The 18,729-nt window shown below is 69.6% G+C and carries 16 protein-coding genes; 4 read left to right on the top strand and 12 right to left on the bottom strand.

Annotated features, from left to right (window positions below):
* Positions 1 to 80: 80 nt before the first annotated feature.
* Positions 81 to 3,128: an FAD-binding and (Fe-S)-binding domain-containing protein gene (locus tag MMB92_RS22125; RefSeq protein WP_058903806.1), complete on the bottom strand. Its 3,048-nt coding sequence runs from the start codon at positions 3,126 to 3,128 to the stop codon at positions 81 to 83.
* A 153-nt stretch (positions 3,129 to 3,281) separates the two neighbouring features.
* Here MMB92_RS22125 and MMB92_RS22130 point away from each other — a divergent pair, with 153 nt between their 5' ends.
* Entirely contained in the window at positions 3,282 to 4,172 is an 891-nt protein-coding gene (locus MMB92_RS22130) for a LysR substrate-binding domain-containing protein (protein WP_277562923.1), read from the top strand.
* Between the two features lie 20 nt (positions 4,173 to 4,192).
* Here MMB92_RS22130 and MMB92_RS22135 read toward each other — a convergent pair whose 3' ends face one another.
* A complete protein-coding gene (locus MMB92_RS22135) occupies positions 4,193 to 5,041 on the bottom strand; it encodes a LysR substrate-binding domain-containing protein (RefSeq protein ID WP_006490930.1) in 849 nt (282 codons plus the stop codon).
* 111 nt (positions 5,042 to 5,152) lie between these two features.
* Between MMB92_RS22135 and MMB92_RS22140 the strand changes: the two genes are divergently transcribed.
* The gene (locus MMB92_RS22140) at positions 5,153 to 5,800 is read left to right on the top strand and encodes a LysE family translocator (RefSeq protein WP_034203878.1); all 648 of its coding nucleotides are present in this window, start codon (positions 5,153 to 5,155) and stop codon (positions 5,798 to 5,800) included.
* A 68-nt stretch (positions 5,801 to 5,868) separates the two neighbouring features.
* On the opposite strand, the gene sfnG is transcribed toward MMB92_RS22140, so the two are convergent.
* The 3 genes from sfnG to MMB92_RS22155 all read right to left on the bottom strand — a co-directional run bounded on the left by sfnG (position 5,869) and on the right by MMB92_RS22155 (position 8,049).
* Positions 5,869 to 6,972: a dimethylsulfone monooxygenase SfnG gene (gene sfnG, locus MMB92_RS22145; RefSeq protein ID WP_060213321.1), complete on the bottom strand. Its 1,104-nt coding sequence runs from the start codon at positions 6,970 to 6,972 to the stop codon at positions 5,869 to 5,871.
* 37 nt (positions 6,973 to 7,009) lie between these two features.
* Positions 7,010 to 7,570 carry an FMN reductase gene (msuE, locus tag MMB92_RS22150; protein WP_006490935.1) on the bottom strand — a complete coding sequence of 187 codons (561 nt, stop codon included), beginning with the start codon at positions 7,568 to 7,570 and terminating at the stop codon, positions 7,010 to 7,012.
* A 185-nt stretch (positions 7,571 to 7,755) separates the two neighbouring features.
* Positions 7,756 to 8,049: a hypothetical protein gene (locus MMB92_RS22155; protein WP_077020532.1), complete on the bottom strand. Its 294-nt coding sequence runs from the start codon at positions 8,047 to 8,049 to the stop codon at positions 7,756 to 7,758.
* On the opposite strand from MMB92_RS22155, the gene MMB92_RS22160 reads away from it, so the two are divergent.
* Positions 8,048 to 9,175 (top strand): sigma 54-interacting transcriptional regulator, encoded by a 1,128-nt coding sequence (locus MMB92_RS22160; RefSeq protein WP_080403523.1) that lies wholly within the window; start codon positions 8,048 to 8,050, stop codon positions 9,173 to 9,175. The genes MMB92_RS22155 and MMB92_RS22160 overlap by 2 nt on opposite strands.
* 258 nt (positions 9,176 to 9,433) lie before the next feature.
* Positions 9,434 to 11,134, top strand: coding sequence for a dihydroxyacetone kinase subunit DhaL (gene dhaL, locus MMB92_RS22165; protein ID WP_059721484.1), 1,701 nt, complete (start codon positions 9,434 to 9,436; stop codon positions 11,132 to 11,134).
* A gap of 191 nt (positions 11,135 to 11,325) precedes the next feature.
* On the opposite strand, the gene MMB92_RS22170 is transcribed toward dhaL, so the two are convergent.
* The 7 genes from MMB92_RS22170 to MMB92_RS22200 form a co-directional block, all read right to left on the bottom strand.
* Positions 11,326 to 12,237, bottom strand: a complete 912-nt coding sequence (locus MMB92_RS22170; protein ID WP_048988472.1) for an amidohydrolase family protein — start codon at positions 12,235 to 12,237, stop codon at positions 11,326 to 11,328.
* A 70-nt stretch (positions 12,238 to 12,307) separates the two neighbouring features.
* On the bottom strand, positions 12,308 to 13,231 hold the full coding sequence (locus tag MMB92_RS22175) for an AEC family transporter (protein ID WP_006491300.1): 924 nt from the start codon (positions 13,229 to 13,231) through the stop codon (positions 12,308 to 12,310).
* The gene (locus MMB92_RS22180; RefSeq protein WP_062911543.1) at positions 13,183 to 14,340 is read right to left on the bottom strand and encodes an FAD-dependent oxidoreductase; all 1,158 of its coding nucleotides are present in this window, start codon (positions 14,338 to 14,340) and stop codon (positions 13,183 to 13,185) included. The genes MMB92_RS22175 and MMB92_RS22180 overlap by 49 nt, the downstream gene beginning before the upstream one ends.
* Positions 14,330 to 14,680 (bottom strand): cupin domain-containing protein, encoded by a 351-nt coding sequence (locus MMB92_RS22185; protein WP_006489684.1) that lies wholly within the window; start codon positions 14,678 to 14,680, stop codon positions 14,330 to 14,332. Before MMB92_RS22185 ends, MMB92_RS22180 begins: the two co-directional genes overlap by 11 nt.
* A complete protein-coding gene (locus MMB92_RS22190) occupies positions 14,667 to 15,848 on the bottom strand; it encodes a CoA transferase (protein ID WP_006497874.1) in 1,182 nt (393 codons plus the stop codon). The genes MMB92_RS22185 and MMB92_RS22190 overlap by 14 nt, the downstream gene beginning before the upstream one ends.
* Positions 15,845 to 17,440, bottom strand: a complete 1,596-nt coding sequence (locus MMB92_RS22195; RefSeq protein ID WP_006497873.1) for a methionine--tRNA ligase — start codon at positions 17,438 to 17,440, stop codon at positions 15,845 to 15,847. Before MMB92_RS22195 ends, MMB92_RS22190 begins: the two co-directional genes overlap by 4 nt.
* A gap of 13 nt (positions 17,441 to 17,453) precedes the next feature.
* Complete coding sequence (locus MMB92_RS22200; RefSeq protein ID WP_277562924.1) at positions 17,454 to 18,719, bottom strand: ATP-grasp domain-containing protein; 1,266 nt, start codon at positions 18,717 to 18,719, stop codon at positions 17,454 to 17,456.
* Positions 18,720 to 18,729: the final 10 nt, after the last annotated feature.

Below are 18,729 nucleotides of genomic sequence, written 5' to 3' on the forward strand. Positions count from 1 at the left end.
CCGGCCCAGGTCGAAAGCGGCACGGGGATGGCCGCTCTACGAACGATCGACGCGCCCTGACGGGCCGCACCGCTACAACATCACCCTACCGCGCGCACATGATCGAGCAGCGCCTGCAACGGATGGCGCACCTGCTTCGACGACAGGCGTTTCACCTGGCTGCGACACGAATACCCGGTCGCCAGCGCCTCGCCCTCCTGCTCCGGCCCGTCGACGTGCACGGCCCACGACTGCGCATAGATCGTCTTCGACGTCGCGAGATTACGCGCCTCGTGCCCGTACGTGCCCGACATCCCGCAACACCCGGTCGCCTGAACCTGCAAGCGCAACCCGCGACGCGCGAACACCTGCGCCCATTGCTTGCCGCTGTCCGGCGCATTGGTCTTCTCGGTGCAGTGCGGCAGCAACCGATATGAAACCGTCGCCCTGCCCGCACCGGCTTCCGGCAACGCGCCCAGCAGCCACTCCTGCGGCAGCGCGACGGTCGGCACATCGGTGAGTCCCGTCACCTTCAGGTATTCCTGCCGATACGTCAGCGTCATCGCCGGATCGAGACCGACCAGCGCGACGCCCGAGCGCGCCAGTGCGGCCAGTTGTGTCGCGTTGCGGATCGCCGCCTTCGCGAATGCGTGAAGAAAGCCCTGCACGTGCAGCGCCTTGCCGTTCGGCGCGAGCGGCGCGAGCCACACCTGGAAACCGACGCGCGCCGCCAGCTCGATCAGCGTCGCCAGTTGCTCGGTATCGAAATAGCGCGTGAACGTGTCCTGCACGATGACGACGCTGCGCGCGCGCTGCGCCTCGCTCAGTGCGGCGAGCGCATGCGGATCGGCCGGCTTCACGTTCCATGCGCGGATCACGGCCGCGAGATCGAAGCGGCTCAGCAGCGGGCTGTCGACCATGCCGACCTGGCGCTCGAGCAGCGTCCTTACCCAGTTGGCGCCCATCAACCCGTTGTACAGCGCGGGCACGCGCGCCATCCACGGCATCGTGAATTCGAGCGAGCCGATCAGGTAATCGCGCAGCGGTCGCAGGTAGCGCTGGTGATACAGCTCGAGAAAGCGCGAGCGAAACTCGGGTACGTTCACCTTGACCGGGCACTGCCCCGCGCACGATTTGCATGCGAGACATCCGGCCATCGCGTCGTACACCTCGTGCGAGAAATCCGCGTCGCGACGACGCGCGTTGCGGCTGTTGCGCCAGCGCTCGGCCAGACCGCGCAGCAACGGCTGCCGCGTGCGCGCCGCCGCGACGACGTCGACGCCGGCCTGCCCTTGCAGGCGCAACCATTCGCGCATCAGCGACGCGCGCCCCTTCGGCGACTGCACGCGTTCGCGCGTCGCCTTCCACGACGGGCACATCGCGTCGTCGGGATCGAAGTTGTAGCACGCACCGTTGCCGTTGCAATGCATCGCGGTGCCGTAGCTCTGCCACACGCGCTCGTCGATCTGCCGGTCGTGGTCGCCGCGCGTCGGCACCTCGTCGATCTTCAGCAGCCGCAGCGTGGGGTCCGGCGGCGTCGCGATCTTGCCCGGGTTGAACTGGTTGTGCGGATCGAACGCGGCCTTCAACTGCTGCAGCGACGGATACAGCTCGCCGAAAAACGCCGGCGCATATTCGGAGCGCACGCCCTTGCCGTGCTCGCCCCACAGCAGGCCGCCGTGACGCTGCGTGAGTTCGGCCACCGCATCCGACACCGGCCGCACCAGCGCCGCCTGCTTCGGGTCCTTCATGTCGAGCGCCGGGCGCACGTGCAGCACGCCCGCGTCGACGTGGCCGAACATCCCGTACTGCAGCCCGTGGCCGTCGAGCAGCGCGCGAAATTCGGCGATGTACGCGGCGAGGTTCTCCGGCGGCACCGCGGTGTCCTCGACGAACGGTTGCGGACGCGCTTCGCCCTGCACGTTGCCGAGCAGGCCGACCGCGCGCTTGCGCATCGCATACACGCGCTTCACCGCATCGTCGCCGGCCGCCAGCGTATGGCCGAGACGCTCCACGCTCGTATCGGTGCGCAGATGCTCGACGAACGCGCGCACCTGCGCATCGACGTCGTGTTCGTCGTCGCCGCTGAATTCGATCAGGTTGATGCCGAGCGTCGGACGCGCGTCGTCCTGCGGGAAATACTCGGCCACGCTGCTCCACACGAAGTCCTTCATCGCGAGCATCAGCACCTTCGAGTCGACCGTCTCGATCGACAGCGGCCGGTGTTCGAGCAGCGCGCGCGCGTCGCGCAGCGCGTCCATGAAGCCCGCGTAACGCACGTTGACCAGCACCGAAAACTTCGGGATCGGCAGCACGTTGAGCTTCGCCTCGACGACGAAGCCGAGCGACCCTTCCGCGCCGCACAGTACGCTGTTCAGGTTGAAGCGGCCGTCCGCTTCGCGCAGGTGCGCGAGGTCGTAGCCGGTCAGGCAGCGGTTGAGTTTCGGAAACTTCGCGTCGATCAACGCGGCCTTGTCGTCGCGGATGCGCCGCGCGGTGCGATATACCTTGCCGACGCGGTCCTGCCGCGCGCAGCGGCGCTCCAGTTCTGCTTCGTCGAGCGCGTCGCTGTGCAGCCGCTCGCCGCCCATCAGCACGAAATCGAGTTCGAGCACGTGGTCGCGCGTCTTGCCGTACGTGCAGCTGCCCTGCCCGCTCGCGTCGGTGTTGATCATCCCGCCGACGGTCGCGCGGTTCGACGTGGACAGCTCCGGCGCGAAGAACAGCCCGTGCGGCTTCAGCGCCGCATTGAGCTGATCCTTGACGACGCCCGCCTCCACGCGCACCCAGCGCGCTTGCGCGTTGATTTCGAGGATCCGGTTCATGTTGCGCGACAGGTCGACGACGATGCCGTCGGTCAGCGACTGCCCGTTGGTGCCAGTGCCGCCGCCACGCGCGGCCACCGCGACGTCGCGGTGCGCGGGCTCGGCCAGCAGCCGGGCCAGCAACTGGACGTCATCCGCGTGCGCGGGGCAGATCACCGCCTGCGGCAGGCGCTGGTAGATCGAGTTGTCGGTGGCCTGCACGGTCCGGTTCGCGTGGTCCGCGCGGATTTCCCCGGCGAAGCCGGCGGCCTGCAGCGCGACGAGAAAATCTCGGTAAACGGTCGTGGACGGGCTGGCGGGACGGGGCAACGGGACGATCGACATGGGGCAAAGGCGCAATGGGGGTGGAGCCGGCCGGTTCGCGCACGCCAAAACATGATTTTTTGGCAAGTTTCCGCTCAACCGGGAATTCCAGTATCTTTGGATATTCCGTCAGAAACAAACGAATTCTTATCCGGCGAAGCTTGCATAAAACTCATGAATTACCGCCGTCTCACCCCGTCGATGTCGCTGCTGCTCGTGTTCGAGGCCGCCGCCCGGCATGAAAGCTATACGCGCGCGGCCGACGAGCTGTCACTGAGCCAGAGCGCGATCAGCCGGCAGGTCCAGACGCTCGAGGATCAGCTCGGCGTGCCGCTGTTCCGGCGTGAAGGCCGTTCGGTCAAGCTGACCGAAGTCGGCCGCCGCTACTTCGCCGAGCTGAGCGGCGCGCTCGGGCGCATTCGCGGCGCGACGCTGCAGGCGATGTCGCATCAGGCCGGCGCCGGCACGCTGCGGCTGGCCACCCTGCCGACGTTCGGGTCGAAATGGCTGCTGCCGCACCTGCACGGCTTCTACGCCGCGCATCCGGGCGTGACCGTGCACCTTCATTCGCGGATCGGCGCGCTCGATTTCCTCAACGACGACCTCGACGCGGCGATCACCGTCGGCGCGGGCGACTGGCCGGGCCTGCACGCGCACCGGCTGTACAACGAGTTCCTGATCGCAATCGCGCCGCCCGACGCCGGCGGCCGCCGCAAGGCCGACGCGCGCGCGCCGGCATGGGCGGCGAAGCAGACGCTGCTGGGCGTGACGAGCAATCAGCAGGCCTGGGCCGAGTGGTTCTCGCACTATCGGCTCGATCATCGCCAGATGCGGATCGGTCCGAGTTTCGAGCTGACGTCGCACCTGATCCAGGCCGTGCGCGCCGGAATGGGGATCGGGCTGGTGCCGAAGGTGCTGGTGGAGGATGAATTGAGCCGCGGCGAACTCGACTCGATCGGCGACGCGATCACCAGCCAGCGCAGCTATTACCTCGTCTATCCGCCGGGCAACGAGACGCTGCCGTCGCTCGTCGCGTTCCGCGAATGGCTGCTGACGTCGTGCTGACGTGCCGCCCGTAGCGGGCTTCAGGCACGCCACTCGCCGAGGATCTGCTCGGCCAGGTAATCGCACGGCGGGCGCGCAGACTGCGCGCTGCGCGCGAGCACGACCTCGAGTTCGCCGAGTGACGGCAGCCCGTGGCTCTCCGACAGCTGCAACAGGTGATCGGGCACGCAGCAGCGCGCGAGCGGCGCGATGGCGAGGCCGGCCTCGACCATGCTGAGCAGCCCGAGAAAGCTCGGGCTTTCGTATGACATCCGGTACGGAATCTTCCGCCGGTTCAGCGCCTTGATCGCATGATCGCGCGCCATGCTGCCGTGCGAGAACAGCGCAACCGGCAGCGGCCGCTCTTCCCACACGTTGCGCTTCGCCGATCCGGTCCAGACGATCGGTTCGAGCCGGATCAGCTCGCCGGACACGCCCTTGACGCGGGTCAGGCACGCGAGGTCGACCGTGTTGTCCTTCAGCATCGGCACGAGCGCACTGCTCGGCTGGCCGATCACGCGCACTTCCACGCGCGGATGCATCGCGGCGAACTTGCCGAGCACCTGCGGCAGCAGCGACGAGATGTAGTCGTCGGGCACGCCGATCGTCACACGGCCGCGGATCTCCGGGCGCACGACCGACGCCCACGCCTCGTCGCGCATCGCGAGCATCCGGCGGCCGTAGTCGGCGAGCATCCTGCCGTCGTCGGTCGCCGTCACGTTGCGCGTGTCGCGGATGAACAGCGGCTTGCCGAGCGCGTCTTCCAGCGTCCTGATCTGCATGCTCACCGCCGACGGCGACCGATGCACGGCCTGCGCGCCCTGCGCGAACGATCCGGAATCCGCGACGGCGACCACCATCGCGAGCACATCGAGGTCGAGCTTCTTCATGTCGATTCAGAAAAACTGATCAATCGATTCAGTTTATCCCGTTTTACTGTTCACCTCCATCGCCGGACAATGCATTCCGTCGGCACTCACTCGATGCAGGAAGCAGAAAACATGCATACGTCCGGATCGCTCTACGGGTTTCTCGTCATCGGCGGCATGCTCGCGGTGACGCCGGGGCCGAACATGGTCTACGTGATGTCGCGCTCGATCGCGCAAGGGCGGGCGGCCGGACTCATTTCGCTCGCCGGCGTGATGATCGGCTACCTGTTCTACATGTTCGCCGCGGCGTTCGGCATCACGACGCTGTTCATGAGCGTGCCCTATGCGGGCAGCGTGCTGGGCGCGGTCGGGGCGACCTATCTGCTGTACCTCGCATGGCAGGCGGTGCGGCCCGGCGGCCGCTCGCCGTTCGAGGTGAAGACGCTGCCGAACGAGCAGCCGCTGCGGCTGCTCGCGATGGGCGCGACGACCAGCGTGCTGAATCCGAAGCTCGCGATGCTGTTCGTGTCGCTGCTGCCGCAGTTCATCGACTACGGCCAAGGCAGCGTGTTCGGCCAGTCGCTGTTTCTCGGCTCGCTGCTGATCGCCGCGTTCGCGTCGGCCAACGGGCTGGTGGCGATCTGCTCGAGCCGCCTCGCGACGTTCCTGCACGGCCGCCCGGCGCTGCTGCTCGCGCAGCGCTGGGTGATGGGCATCATCCTCGGCAGCCTCGGCGTGCAGATGGTGATCGAAGCATCGAAGCTCGCGGGCGTCGCGTGAGCGTCACGCCGCCGCACGCTCCCGCACGGTCGCGGGCCGCGCGCGTGCGGCGGACAAGAGCGTAAGCGTCACGCGGCGATGGCCTGCCGCTGCGCCTCCAGTTCGCGCACGAGCGGCAGCACGCGCTTGCCGAAGTATTCGACTTCCTCGATGAAGTGCAGGAACCCGGCCAGCACGAGATCGACGCCGATCGCCTTCAGGGCGACGATCCGCTCGGCGATCTGCTGCGGCGTGCCGATCAGGTTCGTGCGGAAGCCGTCGTTGTACTGCACCAGATCCTCGAACGTCGACTTCGCCCAGTTGCCCTCGCCTTCGGGCGACGCCTTGCCGGCCTGCTTCGCCGCATCGCCGAACGCGTGCACGGCCTCGACGTGCGCATGCCGGATGATGTCGTCGAGCACGGCCTGCGCTTCTTCCTCGGTGTCGCGCGCGATCACGAACGCGTTGACGCCGATCCGCACGCGATGGTTGTTCGCGGCCGCCTTCGCGCGGATGTCGTCGATCTGCGCCTTCAGGTTCTCCGGCGTATTGCCGTTCGTGAAATACCAGTCGGACACGCTCGCCGCGTTGTCGCGCGCCGCGCGCGAGCTGCCGCCCTGGAAGATTTCCGGATGCGGCTTCTGCACCGGCTTCGGGCTCAGCGTGTAATCGTTGAAGCGATAGAAGTCGCCCTTGAACGTGAAGTTGTCCTGGGTCCAGATACCCTTGAGCGCCTGGATGAATTCCTTCGAGCGCCGATAGCGTTCGTCGTGCTCGAGCCACGGCTCGCCGATCGCGGTGAATTCGCCCTTGAACCAGCCGCTCACGACGTTGATCGCGATACGCCCGTTCGAAATGTGGTCGATCGTCGCGAGCTGTTTCGCGACCACGGCCGGATGCCACGGCCCCGGCAGGATCGCGGCGAGCACCTTGAGCTTCGTCGTCGCATGCAGCAGCGCCTGGCTGAACGACACCGACTCGTGCTGGTATTCGGCGCCGTAGCCGGCCGTGAAGCGGATCTGGCTCAGCGCGTAGTCGAAGCCGGCCGCCTCGGCCGTGCGCGCGAGTGTCTGGTTGTACTCGAGGCTCCAGTCGGTGCGCTGCTCGATCGTGCTGACGACGAGGCCGCCGCTGACGTTCGGCACCCAGTACGCGAATTTGACGCCGTCGGCGGAAGGGTCGGGAAGGCTCATGAAGGTGTCCTGGTCGAAGGGGAAACGAAAAAGCGGCTTACGCGGCCGCGACGGAAGGCGCGGGCGCGCGCAGTTGCGGCACCGCGCGGTCCACGGCGAGCGCGATGCGCTCGCGCAACGCCGCACTGGCGATCTGGTACTGGTCGAAATCGCTTTCGGACGCGTACACGCCGATCGGCAGCGTGCGCGCCTGGAAGAAGCTGAACAGCGGGCGCAGTTGATGGTCGATCACGAGCGCATGCCGCTCGCTGCCGCCGGTAGCCGCGAGCAGCACCGGCACGTCGACGAGTGCGTCGTGGCGCACGAGATCGAACAGGTGCTTGAAGAGGCCCGTGTACGACGCGCGATACACCGGGCTCGCGACGACCAGCGCATCGGCCGTCTCGATCGTGCGGATCAGCGCGTCGAGATCGGCCGGTACCTGCGCACGCGTCAGCGCGCCGGCCAGCCGGCTGCCGATCTCACCGAGTTCGATCAGCCGCGTCTCGATCGGCAGCGCGGCGCCCAGCGCCGTGACGATCGCGTCGGTCAGCGCCAGCGTGCGCGACGGCCGCTGCAGGCTGCCCGATATCGCGACGACGTTGAGGGTGTGGCTCATGCAATGCGTTCCCGTGGTGAAGCCGCGTGTCGATGCGGCGATACCGGTTCGGGTCAGCAAGGAGCGTGCCATCGGCATGGATGCGCGAAAGAAATCTCGTCCGGATAACGAAATTTCTTGTCATCGCCCGCCGGCACTGGCGCGCCGCCAAATGCGCGATGCTGGCAAGCGTTGCGATGCGCGTGTCACATCGATATTCCGCGACGCGATGAACGGGATGCAGCGGGTCTGCTGATGCGCTGCTGATCAGGCAGCAACGCATCACGCGCGATAGCGTCGAATTCGACGTCTCGACGTCGCGGCACCGCCGCTCTGCCGCGCCATTGCGGGTTCCGCAGCAATCGCACTTTGGTTATCAGAAATCGATGCTTTTCGCGCGCGGCGAAACGTTCAACACTCTGCTGACCACGCAGCAGCCGGACCGCGGCGCCCGCCGGCACGGGCGCGCTCGGCCCGGCCATCCAACGGTTCATCGCCATGACTTCGATTTCCGCATCGCCACGCCCGCTCAATCTTCGTATCGTCGCCGCATCGCGCGACCCGGCTGCACGGCAGGCCGCGGCGCCGGTGCTCGCGCTGCCCGAACGTCACGCACCGTCCCGCGCGCAGGCGCAGGTGTTCGCCGACCCGCGTTCGCTCGCGCTGCTCGAACAGGTTCGCCGCGTCGCGCCGAGCGACGCGAACGTGCTGATCGTCGGCGAGACGGGCACCGGCAAGGAACTGATCGCCCGCCGCGTGCACGCGCTCGGCGCCCGTCGCGACGGACCGTTCGTCGCGGTGAACTGCGGCGCATTCTCCGAAACGCTCGTCGACAGCGAACTGTTCGGCCACGAGAAAGGCGCGTTTACGGGCGCGTTGAGCACGAAGCCCGGCTGGTTCGAAGCCGCGCACGGCGGCACGCTGTTTCTCGACGAAATCGGCGACTTGCCGCTCGCGATGCAGGTCAAGCTGCTGCGCGTGCTGCAGGAACGCGAGGTCGTGCGGCTCGGTTCGCGCACGGGCATTCCGGTCGACGTGCGTGTGGTCGCGGCGACCAACGTCGACTTGCAGCAGGCGGTCGCGGCCGGACAGTTTCGCGGCGACCTGTTCTACCGGCTCAACGTCGTCCAGCTCGCGGTTCCGCCGCTGCGCGAGCGGCCGGGCGACATCCTGCCGCTCGCGCGGCACTTCTTCGACGTTTACCGCGACCGGCTCGGCGGCGGGCCGCACCGCCTCGATCCGCGCGCCGAGCGCCGGCTCCACGCACACGACTGGCCCGGCAATATCCGCGAACTGGAGAACGTGATCCATCACGCGCTGCTCGTGAGCCGCCACGACACGCTGCAGGACACCGACCTGCACATCGCGCCGCCGTGTCCGCCGGCCATCGCCGCGCCCGCGGCCCATTCGTCCGCCGACGCACAGGCGGCGCTCGAACACGCGCTGCGCGACCTGTTCGACGACGGGCACGGCAATCTCTTCGAGCACATCGAGGACACGGTCATGCGCGTCGCGTTCGAATTCAGCCATCGCAACCAGATCCGGGCCGCGCAGTTGCTCGGCATCAGCCGCAACGTGCTGCGCGCGCGGCTGATTCGCGCGAAGGCGATCACCGCGCTGAAGTAGCGGCGCCCGGCTCCCGGCGCACGCCGCCGTTCCGCCCCGGCGCCATGACGCCATCGCGCCGCGATCCGCGCCGCAACGTCCGAACCTGATGTATCGTGGCGCGAAGCGTACGCTTCGTTGCCCGCCCCGCACCGGTCGTCGGTCATGCGATCGGCTGCGACAGGCAACGGCTCGCGCACGATGCTCCGCAACACGAAAGCCGTCCGGCGCCCGTGCGCGCCCGGCCGAGCCCCGTTCACCCGTCCGGAATCCTTCGCCATGAAAAAGCTTGTGAACCGCCCGTCCGACGTCGTGCGAGAAATGCTGGAAGGCATCGCGCGACAATCGCCGCATCTCGCGATCCTCGGCGACGAGCACGTGCTCGTCCGCCAGCCGCTGCCCGAGCCGTCGCAGCGGCCGGTCGCGGTCCTGTCCGGCGGCGGCAGCGGCCACGAACCCGCGCACGGCGGCTATGTCGGCGAAGGGATGCTGAGCGCGGCCGTGTGCGGCGAAGTGTTCACGTCGCCGTCGACCGACGCCGTGCTCGCCGCGATCCGCGCGAGCGCCGGCCCGAACGGCGCGCTGCTGATCGTGAAGAACTACACCGGCGACCGGCTCAATTTCGGGCTCGCCGCCGAGCTTGCGCGTGCGGAAGGCATTCCGGTCGAAACCGTCATCGTCGCCGACGACGTGTCGCTGCGCGGCCGCGTCGAGCGCGGCCAGCGACGCGGGATCGCCGGCACCGTGCTGATCCACAAGCTCGCGGGCGCCGCCGCCGCGCGCGGGCTGCCGCTGGCCCGCGTCGCGAGCATCGCGCGCGACGCGGCGGCCGAGCTCGGCACGATGGGCGTCGCGCTCGACGGCTGCACGATCCCGGGCGCCGACAAATCGGGCTTCAGCCTCGCCGATCACGAGATCGAGCTGGGCCTCGGCATCCACGGCGAGAAAGGCGTCGAGCGCCGCGCGCCGCTGCCGGCCGATGCGCTGGCCGATACGCTGCTGTCGAGCATCGTCGCCGATCTCGTGCTCGACCGCGACGAACGCGTCGCGCTGTTCGTCAACGGTCTCGGCGCGACGCCGGACATGGAACTCGCGATCGTGCTGCGCGCCGCGTTCGACAACCTGAGCCGGCGCGGCATCGTCGTCGCGCGCGCGTGGGCCGGCACGTTCCTGTCCGCGCTGAACATGCCGGGCTGCTCGATCTCGGTGCTGCGGCTGAACGACGAACGCGCAGCGCTGCTCGACGCGCCGACGCAGGCGCGCGCCTGGCCGGGCGGCGGCCTCGTGAACACGCGGATTCGCGTGGCCGCGGCCGCGTCGCAGGACGCGCCGCCGCCGCCGCTCGATGCGGCCGGCCGCGCATGGGCCGCGCGCCTGCAACCGGCGCTGCACGCCGTGGCGCAGACGCTGATCGATCACGAGCAGATGCTGACGGATCTCGATGCGGCAGCCGGTGACGGCGATCTCGGCGCGAGCATGCGGCGCGCCGCGCACGCGATTCTCGAACTACCCGACACCGCGTACGGCACGCCGTCCGGTGCGCTCGCGGCGCTCGGCGCCGCGTTGCGCCGCGCGATCGCCGGCAGCTCCGGGCCGTTCTATGCGACCGCGCTGCTGCGCGCGTCGCGCCGGCTGGCCGATCTCGCCGAGCCGTCGCCGCGCGACTGGGCCGCGGCATTCCGCGCGGCGGTCGATGCGATCGGCGAACTCGGCGGCGCGCAGGCAGGCGACCGGACGATGCTCGATGCGCTGGTGCCGGCCGTCGATGCATTCAGCCGTGCGCTCGACGGCGATCGCGATCCCGCGAGTGCCTGGACGGCGGCCGTGGAAGCGGCCGAGCGAGGCGCGGAGGATACGGCGCGCATGACGCCGCGCGCGGGACGGGCCAGCTATCTCGGCGAGCGCGCGATCGGCACGCCGGATGGCGGGGCGGTGGCCGTGTCGTACTGGTTGCGGGCGTTGCTGCCGCACGTGCGCTGAACGGTGGCGGCGCGCGCGTCAGCCTGGCGTGCGCGCGTTCTTCCGCCCCGACACGAGAGAGAACGGCACGCGGGCCGCGCGGCCCATCGGCGGCCGGACCGGCATGGCGGAAGCCGTCGTCAGGTTCATGGTCGCGTCGCGCACGGCGGATGGCCGCGCTTTCGCCATGCACATGCGTGCCGCCTACCCGCTCACCCGTTCCCGTCGAACCGGTACAGCGCCGCCGGCGTATCGACCAGTACCTGTCTGCGTCCGGCCTCGTCCGGCAGCAGCGTCGCCAGATACCGGTACGCGAGCGCATCGTCGACGGCCTTCTCGTATCCGACATGCGGCCAGTCGCTACCCCACACGAGCCGCTGCGTACCGAACGCATCGCGCAGCGCGCGCATCGCCGCCAGCCCGGACGCCTGCCAGCGATCGGCGCGGTCGTTCCGGTAGGCGCCCGACACCTTGACCCACACGCGCTTGCTCGTCGCCGTCGTCAACAGATAGCGGAAGCCGGGATCGTCGATCCCGAGCCGCGGATCGGGCCGGCCGAAATGGTCGAGCGAGACGTCGACGCCCGCGTCGAGCAGCGGCGGCATCAGCGCCGGCAACCGGGCGGCCTCCGCATGCAGCTCGACTTGCCAGCCATGCGCGCGCAGCAGCGGAAACAGCGTGCGCCACGCCGCGTCCGCGAAATCCGGATCGCGTTCGCCGATCAGGTTCAGCCGGATGCCGCGCACGCCGAGCGGCGTCCATGCGGCAACCTGCTCCGCATCGCGCGCGGGATCGATCACGACGATGCCGCGCAAACGCGCGGGTTGCGCGCGCAGCGCGGCAAGCAGATAGCGGTTGTCGGTGCCCAGAAAGCTCGGCTGGATCAGCACGCCATTCGACATGCCGTGCCGGTCGAGCATCGCGAGGTACTGGTCGAGCGACGCGTCGTACGCGATCGTGTAGCGATGGCCCGGCACGAGCGGCAGCGACTTCAGGAACACGTGCGCGTGCGCGTCGACGCCGGTAACCGTCCGCCGATCCGGCGTCGCGCCGGCGCATCCGCCCAGCACCTCGGCCATCGCGATGCCGGCGAGTGCGCGGTTGAACGACCGCCTCGAAATCATGGGTGTCTCCTGTTTTTTTCGATTGAGGGTGAACGGCGCGGCCCCGCCGGCCGCGAGGCGGCGCATCAGCCTACATCGTGCGCGCGACGAGGAATATCGGGACGAACGACAGCACCGTCGACAGCGCGACGACGAACGCCATCAGCCGATGGTTGCCGCCGTACTGCGTGGACAGCACGTACGAGTTGCTCGCGCACGGCAGCACCGAATAGAGCAGGATCAGGTTCCCGGACAACGGCGTCACGGCGAATGCCTTGGTCGCGGTCAGCGCGAGCAGCGGAAAGCCGACCAGCCGGATCGCGGTGGTCACGAGCCCCGCGCGCACCAGTGCCGCCTCCTTGCGCGGCAGCGGCAGCCGCAGCGCGGCGCCCACGCAGATCAGGCTCAACGGCAGCGCGGCGCCGCCGAGCACGTCGACGGTCTGGTCCACGGCGGCGGGCAGACGCCAGCCGGTCAGGTTCAGCACGATCCCGAACGCGCTCGCGACAATCAGCGGATTCGCCGCCACCTTGCCGACGATCCGCACGAGCCCGCGGCCGCCGGCCTGGCCATGTTCGAACGACAACAGCACGAGCGTATTCGAGATCGCGACCATGTACGCGACGACGACCGCCGCGATCCCGTAATCCGCGCGGCTCAGCAGCCCCGACGCGACCGACAGGAAGATGTAGCTGTTGAAGCGGATCGAGCCCTGGACGATCGACGTGAACGATGCGTGCGGCACCGCGCACCATCGGCAGCCGAGCACGACAGCGGCCAGCACCGCGAGCGTGAGCCCCGTCAGCAGCACGATCGTCGACTTCGACGACGCGTCGAGCGGGCCGGCCAGACCGATCGAATGCACGAGGAAGGCGGGAAACAGCACGTAGTGGGTGAGCTTTTCGGCGGACGGCCAGAACGCCGCATCGACCAGCGCGAGGCGGCGCACGGCGATGCCGATGCAGATCAGGGCGAAGGCGGGTGCGACGGCGACCCAGGCGAGTTCGGTATGCATGGTTGGACGGATTCGGTGAGGGAAGCAGCGGATTTGTCTGCCCGGTGGCAAAGCGGTGGCTCGGGTGCGGTCGTCGCGGCATCGGGTTCGAACGGCAACCCGACGGCGGCGAGCGCCTCGTACGCGAGGGCCGGCGCGAAGCGCACGCCGGAGCCCGACGCGCCGGCCACCGCGCAGCCGTCGCGACCGATCGGCGCGACCCGCGGATTGCGGTCGGCCGTGTACCCGTCGACCGCCGTACGCGCGGCGAGATGGGCATCGCGCAAGCCGGGGAAATGACGATCGAGCAACGCGTGCGCGAGCGCGCGCTCGTCGGCGCTCGGCGCGACGCGTGCGCCGGCGGCGCAGCCCCACGCGTGCGACGTGATGCTCAGCAGCCAGCCGCGCCGCGCATGCACCGGGGCGAGAAAGGCCTGCGCGTCGGGCAGGTAGACGACCGGCGCATCCGCCGGGGGCGGCAAGCCGCGGCCGTCGACATCGAACGCGACGATCTTCTTCGTGACGATGTCGGTTCCCGCGTCGACGCCGGCTTCGCCGTCGATGGCCGGCCACGGGCCGCTGGCACGGATGAGCCGGTCGGCGCGCAGCGTCACGCCGGGGGCGACGACGGTCCAGCCGCCGGCATCGCGCGTCACGTGCGTGACCGGCGCATCGAAGCGCTCGACGGTGCGCGCGCCCGTCAGGTAGTGCGCGACCAGCCGCGGCACGTCGACCAGCCACGCGCGGCCGCCGCGCCACAGGCGCGCGCCGGCCGGCAGCGCAACGAGTGGTGTGGCGCCGGGGTCCGGCGGATCGTCGGTCACCGGCGGCGCGAGCAACGGACCGCCCGCATCGGGTGCGTCCGCAACGAAGGTGAACGGCGCGGCGCGCACGCAGCATCCGGCCCGTGCCCACGCACCGTAGTACGCGTGCGCGACCAGCGATCGCGCGCGCCGCGCGCCGCTGCCGCAGAACGGCGTGACGACGCCGGCCGACAGCGCCGTGGCCGTCTGCACGGCCGGCCGCGCATCGAACACGGCGATGCGCAGCGCGCCCGCATGCCGAGCCGCGACGTGCGCGATCGTCGCCCCCGTCACGCCTGCGCCGATGATCGCGAGATCAAACCGCATCGGCCTGCCACCAGACGGTGCTGATCACGAGCGGCGTCGCGCCGTCGTTCTGCACCTGGTGCGAGCGGTGCGATTCGAAATACAGCACGTCGCCGGCCCGCACGCGCACGGGTTCGCCGTCGTAGGTCAGCCGGCCGCTGCCCTGCGCGATCATCCAGCATTCGCGGACCGCGTGAACGTCCAGCCGCGACGTGCAGTTCGGCTCGACCGTAAACAGGCCGCCGCGAAACGGAATCTCGCCGTCGCCGAGCCCGGCGAAATCGGCCTGGCGCAACACGACGCCCGGCACATGGGACTCCGGCGGCAGCGCGCCGACGTGCGGAAACTTACGCGCGTTCATCGTGCACCTCCTCGCCGACGAGGCCCAGTTCCGCGAGAATCGCGTCGCGGTCGCGATCGAGCGCCGGCGCGGCCCGGCGCGTGGCCGGGTCGGGGCAGCCCGAAATCTTGATCGGCGTCCCGACCAGCCGGTACGGACCGACGTCGGGATCGTCGACGTCGATCAGCATGTTGCGCGCGGCCGTCTGCGGATGGACGACGGCCTGGTCGACCCGGTTGATCGGGCCGGCAGGCAGGCCCGCGCGCGCGAACCGCTCGCACCAGGCCGCGACGCCGTGCGCCGCCAGCAGCCCGTTGAGCGTGCGTTCGAGTTCGGCCTCGTGATCCTTGCGCGCCTCGCCGCCCGCGAAGCGCGGATCGGCCGCGAGCGCCGGCACGCCGAGCGCGTCGCACAGCAGCCGGAACAGCTTGTCGTTGCCGGCCGCGATGATGAGCGGGCCGTCCGCCGCGCGGTAGACGCCGAACGGCGGCGCGATCGCCGGCCGATAGCTGCCGACCGGCCCCGTGACCTCGCCGGTCGCGAAGTAACGGCCGATGAAATATTCCATCAGCGCGAGCTGGCAGTCGAACATGCCGATGTCGACCTTCGAGCCCTGCCCGGTGCGCCCGCGCCGCACGAGCGCCATCAGCAGCCCGGTCGTCAGGAACAGGCCGGCCGCCAGATCGCCGATCGACGGCCCGACCCGCACGGGCATGCGCCCGGGCTCGCCCGTCACGCTCATGATCCCGCCGAGCCCCTGGACGATCATGTCGTATGCACGGTGATCGCGAAATGGCCCGGTATGGCCGAACCCCGACGCGCTGCCGTAGATCAGGCGCGGGAAACGCGCGTGCAGCGTGTCCCAGTCGTAGCCGATGCGCGCCATCGTACCGGGCCGGAAATTCTCGGTGACGACGTCGGCCTTCTCGAGCAGCGCGTCGAGCACGCGACGATCGGACGGATCCTTCAGGTCGAGCGCGATGCTCTCCTTGCCGCGGTTGAGCGACGCGAAATACGCGGACTTGCCGCCGTACCACGGGCCGTACGCGCGTGCATCATCGCCGGTCGACGGCCGTTCGACCTTGATCACGCGCGCACCGTGATCGGCCAGCAGCATCGTGCAGAACGGGCCGGCCAGCACGCGCGTCAGGTCGACGATCAGCAATCCTTCGAGTGCGCCTTCCATCATGCGACCTCCCGCATGCCGGGCGGCAGGACCGCCGCCAGATCTCCCGGCGTAACCGGGTCGAAGTTCGCCAGCGGCGTGACGACCGGCGACGACAACCGTGCGAAGTCGCCCGCGTTCGGCTCGCCGCGCAAGCCGAGCGCCCGCCACGCGGTCTGCGCGAGCGCCGGCATCAACGGCCACGCGAGCAGCGCGAAACCCTTGGTCCAGCCGTACAGGTCGCCGGCCGCGCGCGCGCCGTCGAAGCGCGCGCTCCAGCGCTCGACGATGCCGGCCATCGCCGTCGGGTCGAACGTCGCGAAATCCATCGCGCGCTGCGCGTCGCGCCACGCCGCCTCCGCTGCCCGCACCGTCTCGTCGGTCGGCACGCGCGCGGCGAGCGGCCCGCCGATTGCCTCGGCCACATGCCGGCGTACCGTCGCGTACGGCCCGTTCACGAACCGGCAGAACGCATCGCGATCGAAGTCCGTGCGTCCGGCAACCGGATTGGTCGACGCGACGAAGCCGCGCACCGCATCGGCCGGCACGCGCGTGCGCGCCGCGAGATCCTCGACCCAGATCGCCCAACGCAGGCTCGTCGAGAACTTGCGCCCTTCCAGCGTGTAGAAATGATTGATCACGAAACGATCGAACGGCTTCGACACGCCGTCGGCCATCGCCATCGCCTGGATGCCGACCAGATGCGACACGCAGTTGTCGATCCCGAAGCCGTTGACGGTGATCACGTCCGAATCGCGATCGAACGGGTTGGCGCGCAGCCCGTGCCTGCGCGCGTAGAGATCGCCGACGAAGCGGATCGCGCCGAACAGCAGCCCGTGCCCGAACAGCGTGCGCGGCTCGCCGTCCAGCACATACGGCAACCCCCAGCCGGCATGGCTCGTCAGGCGGAAACGCGCGCCGTCGCGCGCCAGATGGCGGCGCGCGATATCGACGAACACCGGCGCGGTCTCGGTGCCCACCAGTTGCGCGACCAGCGCGGCCGGGTCCGCGATGTCGAAGAACAGGTTGTCCTGCTCGCGCATCGCGAGCGTCTCGCCCCAGCGTGCCGACGGTTCGCGCACGTCTTCCGGCTGGAAATGCGCGCCGCAGTCCTCGCAGAAGAATCCCGACACGTCGCGCGCGCACTGCGGGCAATGGCCCAGCAGAAAACTGCCGGTCACGTAACCGTCGCGCGCGGCCGAATACGGCATGCGTTCGCGCACCGTCGACACGCGCCGCTGCGCGGCCAGCCGTGCGACGAGCCCGTCGTGCGCGGCGAGGTACGCGTCGTGATGCGCATCGCCGAGCGGATCGACGAACAGATCGACGTCGATGTTCATCGCGGCGAGATCGTCGACGATGCCCGCGCAGCTCTGCCGCGCGAGCGCCGCCGCGTCGATGCCGGCCTGCCCGGCGCGCAGCGGGATGTAGGAATCGTACGGGTCGCTCGCGCATGCGATGCGTGCGACCTCGCCGCGGCTGCGCAGATGGCGCGCAAGCATGTCGAGCCGCAGGTACGGGCCCGCGATATGACCGAGGTGCAGGCGCCCGTTCGGCGCCGGCATCGCGGGGACGAGCAGGTAGTGGCGCGGGTCGCGGATCGTGTCGATCGGCATGATGGCCTCCGGGTCAGTCCAGCGTGACGGTCACGTCGGCCGCGAGCTCGCGCAGCAGCGCCACGATGTCGCGATCGAGCTCGCACTGCGCGATCAGGTACGCGATCTCGTACGCCTTGAACACGTCCTTCGGCAACGCCATCTGCGCGCCCTTGCCGGCGACGACCTGCAGAAAGCGCAGTTCCGGCCGCCGCCACAGCCGCTCGAAGCCCTCGACGCGGGCGATGCGCCCGAGCCCCGGCGGCATCACGATGCGCTGGCCCGCGCGCGTCGACGCGGTGCCGAGCCGGTCGTCGAGCGGGCCGTCGATCGCGCCGCGCGCGAGATCGAGCACGGTGCGGTACGGCGAGAAGCCCGCGACGCTGTACGGGATCAGGTGCGAGTTGATGAACTCGCCGCCGAGCCGCCCGCCGATCTCGAGAATCTTCGGGCCGTCGCGCGTCACCATCACGTCGGCGTGGAAGCCGCACCAGTCGATGCCGGTCGCCGCGACACCCGCACGCACCATGTCGCGGATCGCCGCCTGCGTGTCGGCCGGCAGCAGCGACGGCGTCACGTTCTCGTACTGGATCGGGATCGACCGGTCGAAGGTCTTGTCGATGATCGCGTTGATCGCGACGCGGCCTTGCGCGACGACGCCGGACACCGAATGCTCGCTGCCCGTCAGCTGTTCCTCGAGCAGCGCGTGATCGCCGTACAGGCTGAACATCTCGCCCTTCTCCGGCGAGTTGTACGCACGAAACGCACGATAGACCTCGACGGGATCGGCGAGCGCATCGACCGGAAAGATGCCGCGGCTGCCCGAGTTGCCGGCCGGCTTGAGCAGCGCGGGCGCGCCGATCCGCTTCAGCGCGGCGGTGAATTCGGCTTCGCTGCTGACCACCGCATAGCGCGAGTTCGCATTCGGCACCGCGTCGAGCACGCGGCGGGTCGCGGCCTTGTCGCGCACGTTGAGCGCGGCATCCGGCGCCGTGCCGCGCAAGCCGAGCCGATGCGACAGCCGGCTCGCGAGCACGACTTCGAGATCCTTCCACGCGACGACGCCGGACAACTCGACGCGATGTTCGCGCAGGTAGTCGAGAATCGTCCGTTCGGCCGCGTCGTAATCGCCGAGGCGCGTCGGAATGATGCCCGCGCAGCCGAACGAGCGGAATGCGTCGGGCGTCGGCGTCGCCACGTAGAGGTCGAGCCCGAGACTGCGCGCCGCGTCGATTTCGGCGATCCGCTCGCCCGGAAGCGCGCGTGTGTCGAGATACAGCATGGCCGGTGCATGGGTCATGGCGGTGTGC

The organism is Burkholderia sp. IO2 (assembly GCF_029522185.1).
Classification (GTDB): Bacteria; Pseudomonadota; Gammaproteobacteria; order Burkholderiales; family Burkholderiaceae; genus Burkholderia; species Burkholderia cenocepacia.